Consider the following 16,845-nt stretch of genomic DNA (forward strand, 5'->3'; position numbering starts at 1 on the left):
GCGGCACTTCGGGTGCCGCTCGAACTCCGGCCGCTGCAGTGCAGCGGCCTTTGTATTTTTCGAATTTATGAAGTGGAGAGCCGAATGGTTCCCGTAATCGCCCTGGTGGGCCGACCGAACGTCGGTAAATCCACCATGTTCAACCGCCTGACCAGGACCCGCGACGCTATTGTCGGCGACCTGTCCGGGCTGACCCGAGACCGCCAGTACGGTGAAGCGCGCTGGCAAGGCCGTTCGTACATCCTGGTCGACACCGGTGGTATTTCCGGTGACGAGGAAGGCATGGACGAGAAAATGGCCGAGCAGTCGCTGCTGGCCATTGAAGAAGCCGATGTGGTCCTGTTCCTGGTCGATGCCCGCGCCGGTCTGACCGCCGCCGACCAGATGATTTCCGAGCACCTGCGCAAGCGCAACAAACGCTCGTTCCTGGTTGCCAACAAGATCGACAACATCGATCCGCTGGCCGCCATCGCCGAATTTTCGCCACTGGGCATGGGTAACGCCATTGGTGTTGCCGGCGCCCAGGGCCGTGGCGTCAACAACCTGCTGGAAGCGGTGCTGAGCGACTTCCCGCGGGACAAGGACGAGGAAGAGATCGACACCGACGTCGCTGAAGGCGAGGAAGCGGTGCGTATCCCTGGCCCGAGCGAAAAAGACGGGATCAAGATCGCCATCATCGGCCGGCCTAACGTCGGCAAGTCGACCCTGGTCAACCGCATGCTCGGTGAAGAACGGGTCATCGTCTATGACCAGCCCGGCACTACCCGCGACAGTATCTACATTCCCTTCGAGCGTAACGAAGAGAAATACACCCTGATCGACACCGCCGGGGTGCGCAAGCGCGGCAAGATCCACGAAGAAGTCGAGAAGTTCTCCGTGGTCAAGACCCTGCAGGCGATCAAGGACGCCAACGTGGTGATCTTCGTCATGGACGCCCGCGAAGGCGTGGTCGACCATGACCTGAACCTGCTGGGCTTTGCCCTGGAAGCCGGTCGCGCCATCGTTATCGCCCTGAACAAGTGGGACGGCATGCAGCCGAGCGAGCGCGACTACGTGAAGACCGAGCTGGAACGCCGGCTGTTCTTCGTCGACTTCGCCGACATCCACTTCATCTCGGCGCTGCACGGCACTGGCGTGGGTAACCTGTACCAGTCGGTGCAGAACTCGTTCAAGTCGGCGGTGACCCGCTGGCCGACCAGCCGCCTGACCCAGATCCTCGAAGATGCGGTCAGCGAGCACCAGCCGCCGATGGTCAACAGCCGCCGGATCAAGCTGCGCTATGCCCACCTCGGTGGCGCCAACCCGCCGATCATCGTGATCCACGGCAATCAGGTCGAGAAGGTGCCCAAGTCCTACTCGCGCTACCTGGAAAACACCTACCGCCGCGTGCTCAAGCTGGTCGGTACGCCGATCCGCATCGAGTACAAGGGCAGTGACAACCCGTACGAAGGCAACAAGAACACGCTGACCGACCGCCAGGTCAACAAGAAGCGTCGCTTGATGTCGCACCACAAGAAAGCCGAGAAGAAGCGTAAAGACAAGCGCTAGAAGCATCGCGGGGCAAGCCCGCTCCTACGGGAGCGGGTTTGACCGGCGATTGGCCTGCGACCGTAACAACCTTTTTCCTGACTGATCAATCCGCTATGCTCGGTCCCAGACCGCGCCGCCTCGAGCCGGATAGTGCTGCAGGAAAGAGGGCTCCATGATCAGTAGCAAGTTGCCGAACGTCGGCACGACCATCTTTACCACCATGTCCCAGCTCGCCGCGCAAACCGGCGCCTTGAACCTGTCCCAGGGTTTCCCCGATTTCAACGGCCCGCAAGCATTGCTCGATGCGGTCGGCCGGCATGTCAGTGCCGGGCACAACCAGTACAGCCCCATGACCGGCTTGCCGGCCTTGCGCCAGCAGGTGGCGAACAAGATCGCCCGCAGCTATGGCGTCAGCGTCGATGCCGAGCATGAAGTGACCATCACCCCGGGCGCCACCGAAGCGATCTTCTGCGCCATCCATGCAGTGATCCGCGCAGGCGACGAGGTCATCGTCTTCGATCCCAGTTACGACAGCTATGAGCCCTCGGTAGAGCTGGCCGGCGGGCGTTGCGTGCATGTGCAACTGAGCGACGGCGAGTTTGCCATCGACTGGCAGAAGCTCACCGACGCCTTCAGCCCGCGTACGCGGATGATCATCCTCAACTCGCCGCACAATCCTAGCGGCGCCTTGATCAGTCGCGATGATCTGAACAAGCTGGCGCTGTTGATCGCCGACCGCGATATCTACCTGATCAGCGACGAAGTCTACGAGCACCTGGTGTTCGACGGTGTACAGCACGCCAGCGTATTGGCCCACGAGGCGCTGTATCAGCGGGCGTTCGTGGTCAGTTCGTTCGGCAAGACCTACCACGTCACTGGCTGGAAGACCGGCTATGTAGTGGCGCCGGCGGCGCTCAGCGCCGAGCTGCGCAAGGTCCACCAGTACGTCAACTTTTGTGGCGTGACCCCGTTGCAATGGGCGCTGGCCGATTTCATGGCCGCGCACCCCGAGCACGTCGAAGAGCTGCCGGCCTTTTACCAGGCCAAGCGCGACCTGTTCTGCCAGTTGCTGGGCTCTTCGCGTTTTCAGTTCAAGCCCACCCCGGGCACGTACTTCCAGTTGGTGGATTATTCGCACATTCGCCCGGATTTGAACGACGTCGAGATGTCGCTGTGGCTGACCCGCGAGCATGGCGTGGCGACCATTCCGGTGTCGGTGTTCTATCAGCAACCCATCCCCGCGCAGCGCCTGGTGCGCCTGTGCTTTGCCAAACGCGAGGAGACGCTGCGTCAGGCAGCGGAAAAACTATGCGCGATCTGAGTAGCCTGCCCAACCTGAACATTGCGTTGGTGCAGACCAGCCTGGCCTGGCACGACCGCCTGGCCAACTACGAGCATTTCGAAGGCCTGCTGGAACAGGCTCGTGGCGCCGACCTGATCATCCTCCCGGAGATGTTCACCACTGGTTTTTCCATGGACTCCGAAAGCCTCGCCGAGCCCGAGAACGGCCCGACCTACAAGTGGCTCAAGAGCCAGGCCAAAAAGCTTGATGCAGTGGTTACCGGCAGCGTGATCATCCAGGCTGCCGACGGTAGCCACCGCAACCGTTTGTTGTGGGCGCGGCCCGATGGCGAGATCCTGTACTACGACAAGCGCCACCTGTTTCGCATGGCCGGCGAGCACAAGCACTACACCCCGGGCGAACGCCAGGTGCAGTTCGAGCTCAAGGGCTGGCGGGTACGGCCGCTGATCTGCTACGACCTGCGCTTCCCGGTGTGGAGCCGCGATGCCCAGGACACTGACCTGCTGCTGTACACCGCCAACTGGCCGGCCGCCCGTCGCCAGCACTGGAACCGCCTGTTGCCGGCGCGGGGCATCGAGAACCTGTGTTATGTCGCCGCGGTGAACCGCGTGGGCACCGACGGCAAGGGCTTTGCCTATACCGGCGACAGCCAGGTGCTGGATTTTCAGGGCGAGAGCCTGCTCAGTGCAGGCGAGGCGGACGGGGTGTTTACCGTGGTGCTCAGTGCGGCGGACCTTGCGGCCTATCGCACGCGGTTCCCGGCCAACCTGGATGCTGATACCTTCGAGCTGCATTGACCCTCATCGCAGGTCAAGCCGCTCCCACACCAAACCTGTAGGAGCGGGCTTGACCCGCGATGAGGCCCTCAAGGCTTAGTACACATCCCGCCGATACCGCCCCAGCTCGATCAACCGCTCAACCTCGACAGCCCCGAGCACTTCGTTAAGTACCTCATCAACGCCACTGGCCATGCCCTGCAAACTGCCGCAGATATAGATCGATGCACCCTGGTCGAGCCAGCGTCGCAGTTCTGTCGCCTGCTCGCGCAAGCGGTCCTGCACGTAGACCTTGTGGCTCTGATCGCGGGAAAAGGCCAGCTCCAGCCGGGCCAGATCGCCGCTGCGCTGCCAGCCTTGCAGTTCATCCCCACAGAGGAAGTCATAGGCCTGGTTGCGTTCACCGAACAGCAGCCAGTTGCTCCGCTCGCCGGCCACAATGCGGCCCTTGAGCAGGCTGCGCAGCCCGGCTAGCCCGGTTCCGTTGCCGATCAGGATCATCGGCGTGGCCGGCGCCGGCAGGTGGAAACCACTGTTGCGGCGCAGGCGCAGGCTGACCCTGTTATCCACAGACAGATGCTCGGTCAGCCAGCCTGAACCCAGGCCGAGGCTGCCGTCAGGGTGGCGTTCCTGGCGCACGATCAGCTCCAGCACGCCGTCACTGGCGATCGAGGCAATCGAGTATTCCCGTGCTGCCAGCGGGATCAATGCATCGGCCAATGCTTGCGCATGCAGGCCGACCAGGTGCTCACGGCTCTTGGGCAACTGCCGGCTGGCCAGGGCTTGCAACAGGCTCTCTTGCAGGCCATCGACCTGCACGGGTGTTTCGCCATCAAGGCCCAGGCCCTTGAGAAACTGCTCAAGACTGTGGGCGCTGTTACGCGGCAGGATCTCCACCAGGTCTCCAGCTTCCCACTGCGCAGGTTGCTCAGGCCTGAGGCCGAGCAGATACACCGCCGAACCCTGACTGCCCGGGTTCATCAGTTCGCGACTGATCAAGGTCCAGTTGGCAAATTCGGGTGCCTGCCAGGCCGCTGGTGGCGTGCTGCCAGTCAGTTGTGCGAGCTGTTGTTGCCAGTGTTGCAGGGCCGCAGGGTCAGCGCTGTCGACTTCAACCGGGGCGAAGGCGCTGGTGGCGCCGCGTTCGCCGAGCCAGGCCTGCAAGCGCCGGGCAAAGCCGCAGAAGTGCGGGTACTGGCGGTCGCCCAGGGCCAGCAGGGCATAGTTGAGGTTGCCCAGCGCCCAAGGCTGTCCAAGCACCTTGCGCTCGAAAGCACGAGCGCTGTCGGGGGCTTCGCCGTCGCCGAAGGTACTGACGACAAACAGGGCCTTTTGCGCATGGTTCAGGTCCTGCTCGGTGAGTTCGGCCAGTGGCCGCACTTGCACCGGCAGACCTGCAGCCTGCAGTTGCCCGGCACTTTGCCAGGCCAGTTGCTCGGCAAAGCCGCTCTGGCTGGCAAAGCCCACCAGCCAGCCTTCGTCCTGCCCGTTCGACGGCGCGAAGTTGCCTCGCGCGGCACGCACCTGGCGCTTTTTACGGCGGCGATCGAGATACAACAGCCAGCCGGTGATGAAGAACAGCGGCATGGTCAGACTGGCGATGGTCACCACAATGCGCCCGGTCAGGCCAAAGTAGCTGCCCACGTGCAGGGCGTAGACGCTGGCCAGCAGTTGCGCCTTGAACGACTTGTCGGCATAGCGCTCGTTGCTCTTCACCTGGCCTGTGGCCGGGTCCAGGTTGAGGGTGTTGAGGGCGCGCTCGTGTTCGGCGCCTTCAAGCAGATAAAAGATCATCGCCGGTTGCCCGCCAGCTGGCGGCAGGCGCAGGTTGTAGCTGCTCATACCGGGGCCGGCGGCAGCTTGCAGGCTGGCCCAGACGGCGTCGTAGTCGACCACCAGCGGCTTGGCGTCTTTACCTGCGCCACCACCAGGACGTCCGCCGCGGCCTTCGCCGCGCTTGTGTTGCTGGCCAGCGGCCGGGCTGTCGGCGAGCAGCTTGTTCAGGCCTTCGCGGTACCACTCGTAGCTCCAGAACAGGCCGGTGAGGGCAAACAGCAGGTAGAACAGCAGGCACCAGGTACCGGCCACGGCGTGCAGGTCCCAGTTGAAGGCGCGGCCTTTCTTGGCCCAGTCCAGGGTCAGCCAGGTCCGCCAGTTCAGCGCCTTGCGCGGCCAGCGCAGATACAGGCCGGACAGGCAGAAGAAAATCAGCATCAAGGTACAGGCGCCGGTGATTTGCCGGCCGGTGTCGCCCATGGCCAGAAAACGGTGCAGTTGCAGCATCAGGTCGAAAAAGCCCTGGCCGGCGACGTCGCCCTGCAGCTTGCCGGTGTAAGGGTCGGCATAGCGCATCAAGCCCCGGCGTTCGCCCGAGGGAGGGGTGAAGAAGACCCGCGCCGCCTTGTCGTTGTCGGCCTGGACCCAGAGCATGGCGACCTTGTCACCCTGTTCGGCCTCGATCCTGCGCACCAGCTCGGGCATTGGCAGCACGCCTTCCTGGCGTACTTCGACGGTGAGCACATCAGGGTTGAACAGCTCCAGCAGCTCATCCTGGAACGACCAGATGGCACCGGTAATGCCCATCAGTGCCAGCACCAGGCCTGCGGTAATACCGAAGAACCAGTGCAGTTGAAACAGGGATTTCTTCACCACATCAATCACCTTGTCGTGTCGCAAATGCGAATGCGACGCACATTATGCCTTGATACACAAAAGCCCCGTTCACCTAAATGAACGGGGCTTGCCAGTCAGCTCACTCAGAAGTGGAAGCTGGTGGTCAGCAGGGCAGTGCGCCCGGCGGCCTGGTTGGCGTAGTGGGCAGCGTAGGCTTTGTCGTAGTACACCTCGTTGGTGAGGTTTTGTACGTTCAACTGCAGGTCGACGTTCTTGGTCAGCTTGTAGCTGGCCATAGCGTCGTAACGCCAGTAGGAATCGACCATCACGGTGTTGTTGACGTTGCCGAACACGTCATCGACGTAGAAGGCACCGCCGCCGACGGTCAGTTTCGGCGTGACGTTGTAGGTAGTCCACAAGGTCAGGCTGTTATTCGGCGTGTTGGGCATCTGGTTGTCGTTGTTCGGGCTGTCGACAAACACGCCGCCGACGTTCTGCTTGCCCCCATCGATCAGCTTGGCATCCATGTAGGTGTAGCCGGCGAAGACCTGCCAGTCGTTGGTCAGCTTGCCGGTGGCGGTCAGTTCCAGACCGTCAACCCGGCTCTTGCCGACGTTCTCGTAAGTGTTGGTGCTGACCAGAACACGAGCGTTCTCTTTTTCCGTACGGAAGATTGCTGCGGTGAGGGCCAGGCGTTCGTCCAGCAGGTTCCACTTGGTGCCGATTTCGTAGTTGGTGGTTTCTTCCGGCTTCAGGTCACTGGTGGTGGTGGCGGTCAGCAATGGATTGCCGTCGCTGCCTTCACCGAGCGATGCACCTGCGGGGGTCGCCGAAGTCGCGTAGGAAATGTACACGCTACCATTCTCGGCCGGCTTCCAGGTCAGGCCCAGCTGGCCGGTGACGAACTCGCTGGTGTCTTCGGTCTTGAAGCTGGTTGCGCCGCTGGCGATTTTGGTTTTGGCCTTGGTATCGAAGTGGTCGTAACGCAGGCCCATGGTCAGCAACCAGGCCGGGTCCAGTTCCAGGGTGTCGGTCAGGTAGATGGCGCGGGTGTTGCTGGTGGTGTCGGCGCCAGCCAGAGTGCGGCTAACGGTGCCATCCCAGGCTTCGTTCGGGTTCGGATCGGTGAACGAGGTGCAGACTCCGGAGATCTGTCCGGTGGCGCTGCTGCAGTTGCCCGAGGCAAAGCCGGTGACGTTGTAGCCGGTCTTGACCGAGGCTTCGCGGCTCAGTTCGATACCGGTCGAGAAGTTGTTCTTGAAGCCGCCGATGTAGACCTCGCCGAACAGGTCGGTCTGGTTGGTGGTGGTGCGGGTGTTGGCCACGCGGTTGTTCGGACGGCGCCAGACTTCACCGTTGAGGATGTTGCCCTTGCTGTCGTCCGGCTGGCTAAAGATGTAGTCCTGCAGGGTGTTGCCATGGCGCAGGGTGTTCTTGATCGTCAGCGCATCGCTCAGGTCGTGCTCGAGGGCGATGGTGGTGATGTCGGCGCGGCTCTTGTAGAAGTCGCGGCCGACCAGGCCGTAGAAGTTGTCGCTGTCACCGCCATCGGTCGGTTTGTCCGGGTTGGCCGAAGTGCGGTTGGCGGAGCTGCCGGATTTCAGGCTGTAGGGGATGCCCGAGTCAGGCAGGTCATCGCTCTCCATGTGGTAGTAGTCCAGGCTCAGGCGGGTGTCGGTACCCAGGCCGAAGACCAGCGACGGTGCCACGCCCCAACGGTCGTAGTTGACCTCGTCGCGGCCGGCGACGTTGCTTTCGTGGCTCATCAGGTTAAGGCGGAACGCGGCGGTGTCGAGGAACTGATAGTTGCCATCGAAGGTGTAGCGTTTGGTCTGGTCCGATCCCCAGGTGAAGGCACCATCGGTGGAGTTGCCCAAGTGCGCGCGCTTGCTCACCAGGTTGATGGTACCGCCTGCTGCGCCGCGGCCACCGATGGCCGAGTTGGGGCCCTTGGCCACTTCGACCGATTCGATGGCGAAGATTTCCCGGGTTTGCGAGCCGGTGTCGCGAACGCCATCCAGGTACATCGAGCTCTGCGAGTCGAAACCGCGAATGAACGGACGGTCGCCGGACGGGTTGCCACCTTCGCCGGCACCCATGGTGATGCCCGGCACGGTACGCAGGGCGTCCTGCAGGTTAAGGGCGTTGGTGTCCTTGATCACTTGCTGGGGGACCACCGTCACTGTGCGCGGAATATCTACCAACGGCGCGGTGTACTTCTGCGAAGACGCGCGTTCGACTTTGTAGTCAGTGCTGGCGGTTTCGGCCTGGCCGGTGACGCTGGTGGCATCCAGGGCGATGGCACCGTCCTTGGCAGGCTCGGCATCGGCGGCAAATGCCAGGTGCCCGGCGGAGGTCGCGGTGAGCGCTACACCAATGGCGCAGGTGAGCAAGCGTGGTGAACTGACAGCGGTTGGCACGTAGTGACGCGGCATGGTGGTCCCCTTCCCCAGGTTTTTAGGCCGCGAAATATAATGTAAACAAATATGAGTAACAATTGAGAAGAATTGCTATTTGTGCGGAATTTACAATCTTTACAATTTGTGACTGGCGGTTTTTCCGTGCTGAAACGTCCCACCTGCCGAAAGGGCTTGTAGAGAGTCAATGGGAATCAATACCATTGACGTCTTTCACCTTCAGGTGCCCGCGCCATGCTGCTACATATTTCCGGCCTGTTTTCCACCGAGGAGGTCCAGCGTATTCGCCAGGCGCTGGAGCAGACTGAATGGGCCGATGGCAAGATCACCGCGGGCTACCAGTCGGCCAAGGCCAAGCACAACCTGCAGCTGCCCGAAGGCCATCCACTGGCCAAGGAAATCGGTACGGCGCTGATCGAACGCCTGTGGCAGCACCCGAAATTCATGTCGGCGGCTTTGCCGCACAAGGTGTTCCCGCCGCTGATCAACTGCTATCGCGAAGGCGGCAATTTTGGCTTTCATATCGACAACGCCCTGCGCCAGCCCCGTGGAAGCCACGAGCGGGTGCGCACCGATCTGTCCTCGACACTGTTTTTGAGCAATCCCGAGGACTACGACGGTGGTGAACTGGTGATTCAGGATACTTTTGGCGTACAGCAGGTGAAGCTGGCGGCAGGGGATCTGGTGCTGTATCCAGGCACCAGCCTGCACAAGGTCAACCCGGTGACCCGCGGCGCGCGTTACGCGGCGTTCTTCTGGACCCAGAGCCTGGTGCGCGAAGACAGCCAGCGCGCGCTGTTGTACGAAATGGACCAGGCTATCCAGCAGCTGGGCGCCGATGTGCCGGATCACCCAGCACTGATTCAGTTGACCGGTACCTACCACAACCTGTTGCGCCGCTGGGTCGAGGTCTGAGCCATGACCTTCGCCTTGCGTAATCGCCAGGAACTGGACAGCGAACAGTTCGCCCAGATGCTCGAACACAGCCCGGCCAAGGCGGCCCAGGCACTGCTGGCTGCAGCCGGGCAGGACATTGTCGAGGCGCAGGTGCTGCTGGGGCAGATCCTTCTTGACGGTCGCGGCATCGAGCAAGACCCGGTTCTGGCCCGGCGCTGGTTCGCAATTGCCGCCAGCCGTGGCAGCGCTATGGCGCACAACATGCTCGGGCGCTGCCAGGAGCATGGCTGGGGAGGAGGGGCTGATGTGTCGGCTGCGGCCACGGCCTATTGCCAGGCTGCTGAAATGGGGCTGGACTGGGGCCTGTACAACTACGCCAACTTGCTGGCTACTGGCCGTGGGGTGGCTCAGAACCATCCCTTGGCATTGCTCTGCTATCGACAGGCCGCACACCTGGGCCATGCCAAGTCGATGAACCTTTATGGGCGTTATCTGGAGCAGGGGCTGGCCTGTGAGCGGGACGTTGGCCAGGCGCAAGAATGGTATCGCCGCTCTGCCGAGGCAGGTGATTTTCGCGGGCAATTCAGCTATGCCACGGTGTTGGTCGAGAGCAATCAGCTTGATGCAGCATTAGCCTGGTTCGACACCGCGCTGCGAGGCGGCAATCTGAATTTCCTGCGCAGTAGCGTCTGCACCCTGCGGCAGGTTCAGGATGAGCGCTTGCTGCCTGTCCTGCGAGCCTATGAGCAACGGCTGACGTTCATGCAACTTCACCCTTAGCAAAGCCTTCGACGACTTTCCAGGGAATCAATGCAGCCTGCCCTGCTCACGACGGAACGCCCAAGCTCAATGTGCCTGCCCGATATTTTAAAGGACTTGAGAATGGTGGATCTTGTTGATAAATCGTTTATCGCTACCCTGTATTCAACCAAAGCCGGCCGTTCAGGACAGGTTGGCATCAGTGCACAACGTACCGAGTTTGATTTTGCAGAAAGTGGCTGGCTACAGATAGTGGGGCATGGGCTGCGGGTACGGCCGATCGATTTTCGTTTTCAGTTCGTTGAAGATCAAGGTGACCGGATTCATTACGACATTACCTGCGCATCCAGGGTCGATGGTTACCTGGGGAAGAAGCTGGGCAGAAGTAGTGGGGGCTATCTCGGCTTGTACGGTAAAAACGAAATTACCTTCTTCTGGAAAGTTCAGCCGCACGCAGAGTGGTACGGTCAGCAAGAACGCCACTTCATCCTGCGTGACTATGAGGGTCACGAGATAAAGAGCTACGACAGGAATCGGGATGGCGACAGGTATTTGAATGCATATGAAGGTGCGCCATTGAGCTTCGCGGTCAGGATTAAGGAAGTCCTATAGACCGTGCTCACGCATTGATAACCCCGATCACGCAGATGATGACCAGGGGGGCCCGGGGGCAATGATGCCCCCGGTTTTTTGTGTTACAGGTAGTAGGCTTTCAGCGGCGGGAAGCCGTTGAACTCCACCGCGCTGTAGCTGGTGGTGTAGGCGCCGGTCGACAGCCAGTACAGGCGGTCACCGATGGCCAGGTTCAGCGGCAGGCCGTATTTGTAGTGCTCGTACATGATGTCGGCGCTGTCGCAGGTGGGGCCGGCGATCACTACTTCTTCCATCTCGCCTTTCTTCTCGGTCCAGATCGGGAACTTGATCGATTCGTCCATGGTTTCGATCAGACCGGAGAATTTGCCGACATCGGTGTACACCCAGCGCTCGACGGCGGTACGCGATTTACGCGCCACCAGCACTACTTCACTGACCAGGATGCCGGCGTTGGCGATCAGCGAACGGCCTGGCTCGAGGATGATTTCTGGCAGGTCGTCACCGAAGTCTTCCTTGAGGAAGCGGATGATTTCCTCGGCGTAGGTTTCCAGGCTGTTGGTGCGGGTGATGTAGTTGGCCGGGAAGCCGCCACCCATGTTGATCAGCTTGAGCTCGATGCCGTCTTCTTCTTTCAGGCGCTCGAAGATCACCTTCACTTTGGCGATGGCTGCATCCCAAACGCTGATGTCGCGCTGTTGCGAGCCCACATGGAACGACACGCCGTAAGGCACCAGGCCCAGGTCGCGGGCGAGGATCAACAGGTCCATGGCCATGTCGGTCTGGCAGCCGAACTTGCGCGACAGTGGCCAGTCGGCGGTGGTCGAGCCTTCGGTGAGGATGCGTACGTAGACTTTCGAGCCCGGGGCGGCCTTGGCGATGTTGCGCAGGTCGGCTTCGGAGTCGGTGGCGTACAGGCGCACGCCCTTCTCGTAGAAGTAGCGGATGTCCTTGGACTTCTTGATGGTGTTGCCGTAGCTGATGCGATCGGCGCTGACACCGCGGCCCATCACTTTGTCCAGCTCGTAGATCGAGGCGATGTCGAAGCTCGAGCCTTTTTCCTTGAGCAGGTCGATGATCTCAACGGCCGGGTTGGCCTTGACCGCGTAGTAGACCTTGGCGAATTCGAAACCGGCGCGCAGGTCGTCGTAGGCCTGGCTGATCATCTGCGTGTCGATGAGCACGAACGGGGTTTCTTGCTTGTCGGCGAAGGCCTTCATTTTCTGGAAGGTATCGCGCGCGAAGTAGTCTTCGACCTGAATCGACATGCTTAGGGACTCCATGGGCAAACTGAAAAAATAAGTGGCTGCAACTGAACGTCCTCCGTATCCCCACTTTGGTTCGCCTACTTCCCAAGGCATGTCGCCGAAAGCAAAAAGGTCAACCGTGCGTGATGAAGCGAGCTACGGGTGACCTTGCTGTCTCGTCGTCAGTACTTGAGCCGGATGGATCGTTTCCAGCATGGACGTTCGGCGCGAACTTTAGGACCTGAGGGGCTCGAGATCAACAAAAAATGTCGCGTTTTTGCACACGTCCGTCGCCCCGGGTTGGCCAGCCACTTTCTAACCGACCCAGGTAAACAGTAGATGTTCAATTTGATGACAAAAGCGTTAAAAATACCGGTATACGCCGGGATCTATCGTAGAACACGCAAATGGATGCAATAGTCAAAGTTGGTGGCGAAAGTACGGGAAAAGGCGGTAACTTTGGCGGGCAATGAGGTGACGGCGTAACCATGAATCGAAGGCTGGCCGTTCATATTTTTTTCCGCTCTGGCAGCCGATTATCTACACACATTTTCGTGATTTTTTTTCCGCTTGGACGCTTCGTCGGCAGTGGTGATCTTCGATTGCCGGCCTTAATAAGAAACATTACTATTCGCGCCATTCCTCATCGCCTGCGAAGAGCTGTGCATCGTGTCGCGACACAAAGGCTTTCTCGACCACTACCATGAGCTGATCGGCACCTGGACGCGCAAATTGCGCAGTCGTCAGCAGGCCGAGGACCTGGCGCATGATGCGTTTGTGCGGGTACTGGAAAATGACCAGGCGGGGGTCGAACAACCGCGCGCCTATTTGCACCAGACCGCACGCAACATTGCCGTGGACGGTTACCGCCGTGAAGACCGCCGCCAGGCCCTGGAGCAGGACGCGTTCGAGCCGGGCATCGACGCCAGCGGCGATCCCGAGGCCTACATGAATGCTGTGGAGCTGGCCGACAGCGTCGAACGGGCCTTGGCCGAACTGCCGCTCAACTGCCGGCGGGTGTTCATCTGGCAGAAGCTCGAAGGCCTGACCCAGGCCGAGATCGCCGAGCGCATGGGCTTGACCAAGAACATGGTCGAAAAGTATATGATCCGCACGCTCCGGCATCTGCGTGAGCACCTGGATGTGTCGACGAGATGAGTCAGGCGAATGTTTTCATGAATCAGCAGGCGTGCCCGTGCGGCAACGAGACCGTGCGCGAGCAGGCAGCCCAGTGGTTTGCCCGCAGCCGCGATGGCGCGCTGGCGCCGGCGCAACAGGGCGAGTTGCAGCGCTGGCTGGCCGAGCACTCGCAGCATCAAGCTGAATTCGATCTGCTGGGCACGCTCTGGGGCGCAGCCGGGCAGGTACCGCGTGCGCGTCTCGAAGCGCTGTGCCAGGCCGATCCGCTCAGCCAGTTGCCGCGTCGACGCTTTGTTCGCCAGGCGCTGGCGGCCGGCGGCGCGACCCTGGCGCTGGGGTTGGGCTGGTTTGGCTGGCAGCAGCATCAACTTAATTACCAGGGCCAGCTGCAAACCGCCCTGGGCGAGCGGCGCCAACTCGACCTGCCGGACGGCTCACAGCTGGAGGTCAACGGTCGTACGCAACTGGTCGTGCAATTTAGCGCCGGTCAGCGGCATATCCAGTTGCGCCAGGGCGAGGTGATGTTCAGCGTCGCCCACGACAGCGCGCGGCCCTTTGTGGTCAGCACCGACAACGGCACGGTAACCGTGACCGGCACTCGTTTCGATGTGCGCCAGGACCCGGAGCAAACCCGTGTGGCGGTCGAAAACGGCTCGGTGCGGGTTGAAGGTCGCGATGCTTCCAAGGCTTTGCTGGGCGCAGGCCTGGGGGCGCATATCGATGCTCGCGGTCAGGTGGCGGCACCCTATGCGGTAGATACCGCAGCTGTGACCGCCTGGCGCAAGGGCAAGCTGGTGTTCAACGACGCGCCGCTCAGCGAGGTGGTCAAGGAAGTCTCGCGCTACCGCGAGCAGCCCCTGCGTGTCGCCCCTGGCAAAATTGCCGCGCTGCGCCTGAGCAGTACCTTCAACGCCGACGACACCGACGCCTTGCTGCGGGCGCTGCCGAGCATCCTGCCGGTGGCGATCAAGGCCCATGCCGACGGCTCCCGCGAAATAATCGCAAAATAAATTCAGGTTTTTTTCCAGTTGTTCGTCTTCCTGGCCAACTGCAACTGCCAAGCATTTCCATTTGCATGGCATTGACATTTATATGGACCCTCAGGACCTCTCGACGACGTGAACAACAACAACGTTTCCCCGCGTTCTTCCCGCTGGTTGCCCCTGGCCCTGGCACTGGCTGTCAGTGGCGGTATCGCCAGCACTTATGCCGCCCCGGCACCAGCCAGCATCCAGATCCAGGCCCAACCGCTGGCTTCGGCTTTGAGCCAACTGGGCCAGCAGACGTCGCTGCAACTGTTCTTCAGCCCCGAGCTGGTGGCCGGCAAGCAGGCACCAGCGGTCTCCGGCAACCTGCAACCGGAAGAGGCGCTGCGGGCGTTGCTTGAGGGCAGCGGCCTGACTTATGAAATTTCCCAGGGCACCGTGGTCCTGCACCCGGCGCAAAGCGCCGGCACCCTGACCACCGGCAGCCTCGAGCTGGCACCCACCGACGTCAAAGTCGTCGGTGACTGGCTGGGCAGCGCCGAAGAAACTGTGGTCCACAACCATCCCGGTGCGCGTACCGTGGTGCGCCGCGAGGCGATGATCGAGCAGGGCGCCTTGAACGTACGCGATGTGCTGCGCGGCGTGCCGGGTGTGCAGGTGCAGGACTCCAACGGTACCGGCGGCAGCGACATCGCCCTGAACGTTGGTGTACGCGGCCTGACCTCACGGCTGTCGCCACGCTCCACGGTATTGATCGATGGCATCCCGGCAGCCTTTGCGCCTTACGGCCAGCCACAACTGTCGATGGCGCCGATCTCGTCCGGCAACCTCGACAGCATCGACGTGGTGCGCGGTGCTGGGTCCGTGCGCTACGGCCCGCAGAACGTCGGCGGGGTGATCAACTTCGTCACCCGGGCCATTCCCGAGAAAGCCACCGGCGAGCTGTCGACGACGATGGAAACCTCCCGCCATGGCGGCTGGAAGCACATCGAATCGGCCTTCCTCGGCGGCACTGCCGACAATGGCCTGGGGGCGGCGCTGCTGTACTCCGGGGTCAACGGCAACGGTTATCGCAGCAGCAACAACGACAACGATATCGATGACGTGTTGCTCAAGACCCATTGGGCGGTGACCGACAGTGACGAATTCTGGCTCAACTTTCATTACTACGACGCCAAGGCCGACATGCCCGGTGGCCTGACCCAGGCCCAGTTCGACGATGATCCGTACCAGTCCGACCGCGACTACGACACCTTCAGCGGCCGGCGCAAGGACGTGTCGTTCAAGTACCTGCGCCAGATCGACGACGTCACCCAGTTCGAAGTGCAGACCTACTACACCGACAGCTTCCGCGGCAGCAGCATCGCTGCCCGTGACCAGAAGACCCTGTCGTCGTACCCGCGCAGCTACCACACCTTCGCCATCGAGCCGCGGCTGTCGCGGATCTTCTTCGCAGGCCCGACCACTCAGGAAGTCAGCGTTGGTTACCGCTACCTGAAAGAAGCGATGCACGAACAGTCGACCCGCCTGGCGCTGATCAACAATGTCCCGACCGTGACCCCGGGCTCCGACGGCCATGTCTTCCAGGACCGCACCGGTGGCACTGAAGCCAGCGCCTACTACATCGATGACAAGATCGATGTCGGCAACTGGACCATCACCCCGGGGATCCGTTTCGAGCACATCAACACCGACTGGCATGAGCGCCCGGTGCGTGGTACCAACGGCGTGCCGGTGCAGGAAAAGAACCGCAGCGTGACCAGCAACGAGCCGCTACCGGCGCTGAGCGTGATGTATCACCTGTCGGATGAATGGAAGCTGTTCGCCAACTACGAGACCTCGTTCGGCAGCCTGCAGTACTTCCAGCTCGGCCAGGGTGGCAGTGGCGACCAGACCGCCAACGGCCTGCAGGCCGAGAAAGCCAAGACCTATGAAGTCGGCACCCGCTACAACAACGGTACCTGGGGTGGTGAGCTGACCGCGTTCTACATCGACTTCGATGACGAGTTGCAGTACATCAGCAACGACATCGGCTGGACCAACCTTGGCGCCACCAAGCACCAGGGTATCGAAGCCTCCATGCACTACGACCTGTCGGGGCTCGACCCGCGTCTGCAGGGCCTGAGTGCCAATGCCGGGTTCACCTACACCCGGGCCACCTATGAAGGCGAGATCCCCGGCTTCAAGGGCCGTGACTTGCCGTTTTATTCGCGACAAATCGTCAATGCCGGGCTGCGCTATGAGATCAATCGCTGGACCTGGAACCTCGATGCCTACGCTCAATCGAAACAACGCGCACCGGGCACCGGCATGAATGCCGACGGCAGCTTCAACGGCAACTACATCACCGAACCGAGTGCCGATGGCCAGTACGGCGACATTCCTGGTTACGTGACCTGGGCGGCGCGCGGTGGTTATGATTTCGGCAAGGAGCTGTCGAACCTCAAGCTCGCGGCCGGGGTGAAGAACATCTTCGACAAGCAGTACTACACCCGCTCCAGCGACAACAACTCGGGGATCTACCTGGGTGAGCCGCGCACCTTCTATGTGCAGGCCAGTGTAGGTTTCTGAGGCCTGATCGCGGGG

General features: G+C 61.4%; 12 protein-coding genes. 9 read left to right on the forward strand and 3 right to left on the reverse strand.

Going from position 1 to position 16,845, the window contains the following annotated elements; translation table 11 throughout:
• Nucleotides 1-84 precede the first annotated feature (84 nt).
• From der to LOY37_RS04635, 3 genes are all read left to right on the forward strand, one after another.
• Nucleotides 85-1,548: a ribosome biogenesis GTPase Der gene (gene der, locus LOY37_RS04625; protein WP_045196227.1), complete on the forward strand. Its 1,464-nt coding sequence runs from the start codon at nt 85-87 to the stop codon at nt 1,546-1,548.
• A 154-nt stretch (nt 1,549-1,702) separates the two neighbouring features.
• Nucleotides 1,703-2,851, forward strand: a complete 1,149-nt coding sequence (locus tag LOY37_RS04630; RefSeq protein ID WP_258716377.1) for a pyridoxal phosphate-dependent aminotransferase — start codon at nt 1,703-1,705, stop codon at nt 2,849-2,851.
• Nucleotides 2,839-3,630 carry an amidohydrolase gene (locus LOY37_RS04635; protein WP_213602364.1) on the forward strand — a complete coding sequence of 264 codons (792 nt, stop codon included), beginning with the start codon at nt 2,839-2,841 and terminating at the stop codon, nt 3,628-3,630. Before LOY37_RS04630 ends, LOY37_RS04635 begins: the two co-directional genes overlap by 13 nt.
• Nucleotides 3,631-3,705: 75 nt before the next feature.
• Here the strand turns inward: LOY37_RS04635 and LOY37_RS04640 are convergent, their stop codons facing one another.
• Nucleotides 3,706-6,261 carry a sulfite reductase flavoprotein subunit alpha gene (locus LOY37_RS04640; RefSeq protein WP_258716378.1) on the reverse strand — a complete coding sequence of 852 codons (2,556 nt, stop codon included), beginning with the start codon at nt 6,259-6,261 and terminating at the stop codon, nt 3,706-3,708.
• A gap of 104 nt (nt 6,262-6,365) precedes the next feature.
• Nucleotides 6,366-8,657, reverse strand: coding sequence for a TonB-dependent siderophore receptor (locus LOY37_RS04645; RefSeq protein WP_045196234.1), 2,292 nt, complete (start codon nt 8,655-8,657; stop codon nt 6,366-6,368).
• Nucleotides 8,658-8,873: 216 nt separating this feature from the next.
• On the opposite strand from LOY37_RS04645, the gene LOY37_RS04650 reads away from it, so the two are divergent.
• Genes LOY37_RS04650 through LOY37_RS04660 form a run of 3 tightly spaced genes read left to right on the forward strand, consistent with a single transcriptional unit; the run spans nt 8,874 to nt 10,907 of the window.
• Nucleotides 8,874-9,554 carry a Fe2+-dependent dioxygenase gene (locus LOY37_RS04650; RefSeq protein ID WP_258716379.1) on the forward strand — a complete coding sequence of 227 codons (681 nt, stop codon included), beginning with the start codon at nt 8,874-8,876 and terminating at the stop codon, nt 9,552-9,554.
• A gap of 3 nt (nt 9,555-9,557) precedes the next feature.
• Nucleotides 9,558-10,316, forward strand: coding sequence for a tetratricopeptide repeat protein (locus LOY37_RS04655; RefSeq protein WP_195885711.1), 759 nt, complete (start codon nt 9,558-9,560; stop codon nt 10,314-10,316).
• Between the two features lie 30 nt (nt 10,317-10,346).
• Nucleotides 10,347-10,907 (forward strand): hypothetical protein, encoded by a 561-nt coding sequence (locus tag LOY37_RS04660; RefSeq protein ID WP_258716380.1) that lies wholly within the window; start codon nt 10,347-10,349, stop codon nt 10,905-10,907.
• An 83-nt stretch (nt 10,908-10,990) separates the two neighbouring features.
• On the opposite strand, the gene LOY37_RS04665 is transcribed toward LOY37_RS04660, so the two are convergent.
• Nucleotides 10,991-12,154, reverse strand: coding sequence for a type III PLP-dependent enzyme (locus LOY37_RS04665; protein WP_036993923.1), 1,164 nt, complete (start codon nt 12,152-12,154; stop codon nt 10,991-10,993).
• A 648-nt stretch (nt 12,155-12,802) separates the two neighbouring features.
• Between LOY37_RS04665 and LOY37_RS04670 the strand changes: the two genes are divergently transcribed.
• From LOY37_RS04670 to LOY37_RS04680, 3 genes are all read left to right on the forward strand, one after another.
• The gene (locus tag LOY37_RS04670) at nt 12,803-13,291 is read left to right on the forward strand and encodes an RNA polymerase sigma factor (RefSeq protein WP_045196243.1); all 489 of its coding nucleotides are present in this window, start codon (nt 12,803-12,805) and stop codon (nt 13,289-13,291) included.
• A gap of 17 nt (nt 13,292-13,308) precedes the next feature.
• Nucleotides 13,309-14,283, forward strand: a complete 975-nt coding sequence (locus LOY37_RS04675; protein WP_258716381.1) for a FecR family protein — start codon at nt 13,309-13,311, stop codon at nt 14,281-14,283.
• Nucleotides 14,284-14,391: 108 nt separating this feature from the next.
• Nucleotides 14,392-16,830 carry a TonB-dependent receptor gene (locus LOY37_RS04680; RefSeq protein ID WP_045196248.1) on the forward strand — a complete coding sequence of 813 codons (2,439 nt, stop codon included), beginning with the start codon at nt 14,392-14,394 and terminating at the stop codon, nt 16,828-16,830.
• The last annotated feature ends 15 nt before the right edge of the window (nt 16,831-16,845 follow it).

Source organism: Pseudomonas sp. B21-012, from assembly GCF_024749305.1.
In the GTDB taxonomy this organism is placed as follows: Bacteria; Pseudomonadota; Gammaproteobacteria; order Pseudomonadales; family Pseudomonadaceae; genus Aquipseudomonas.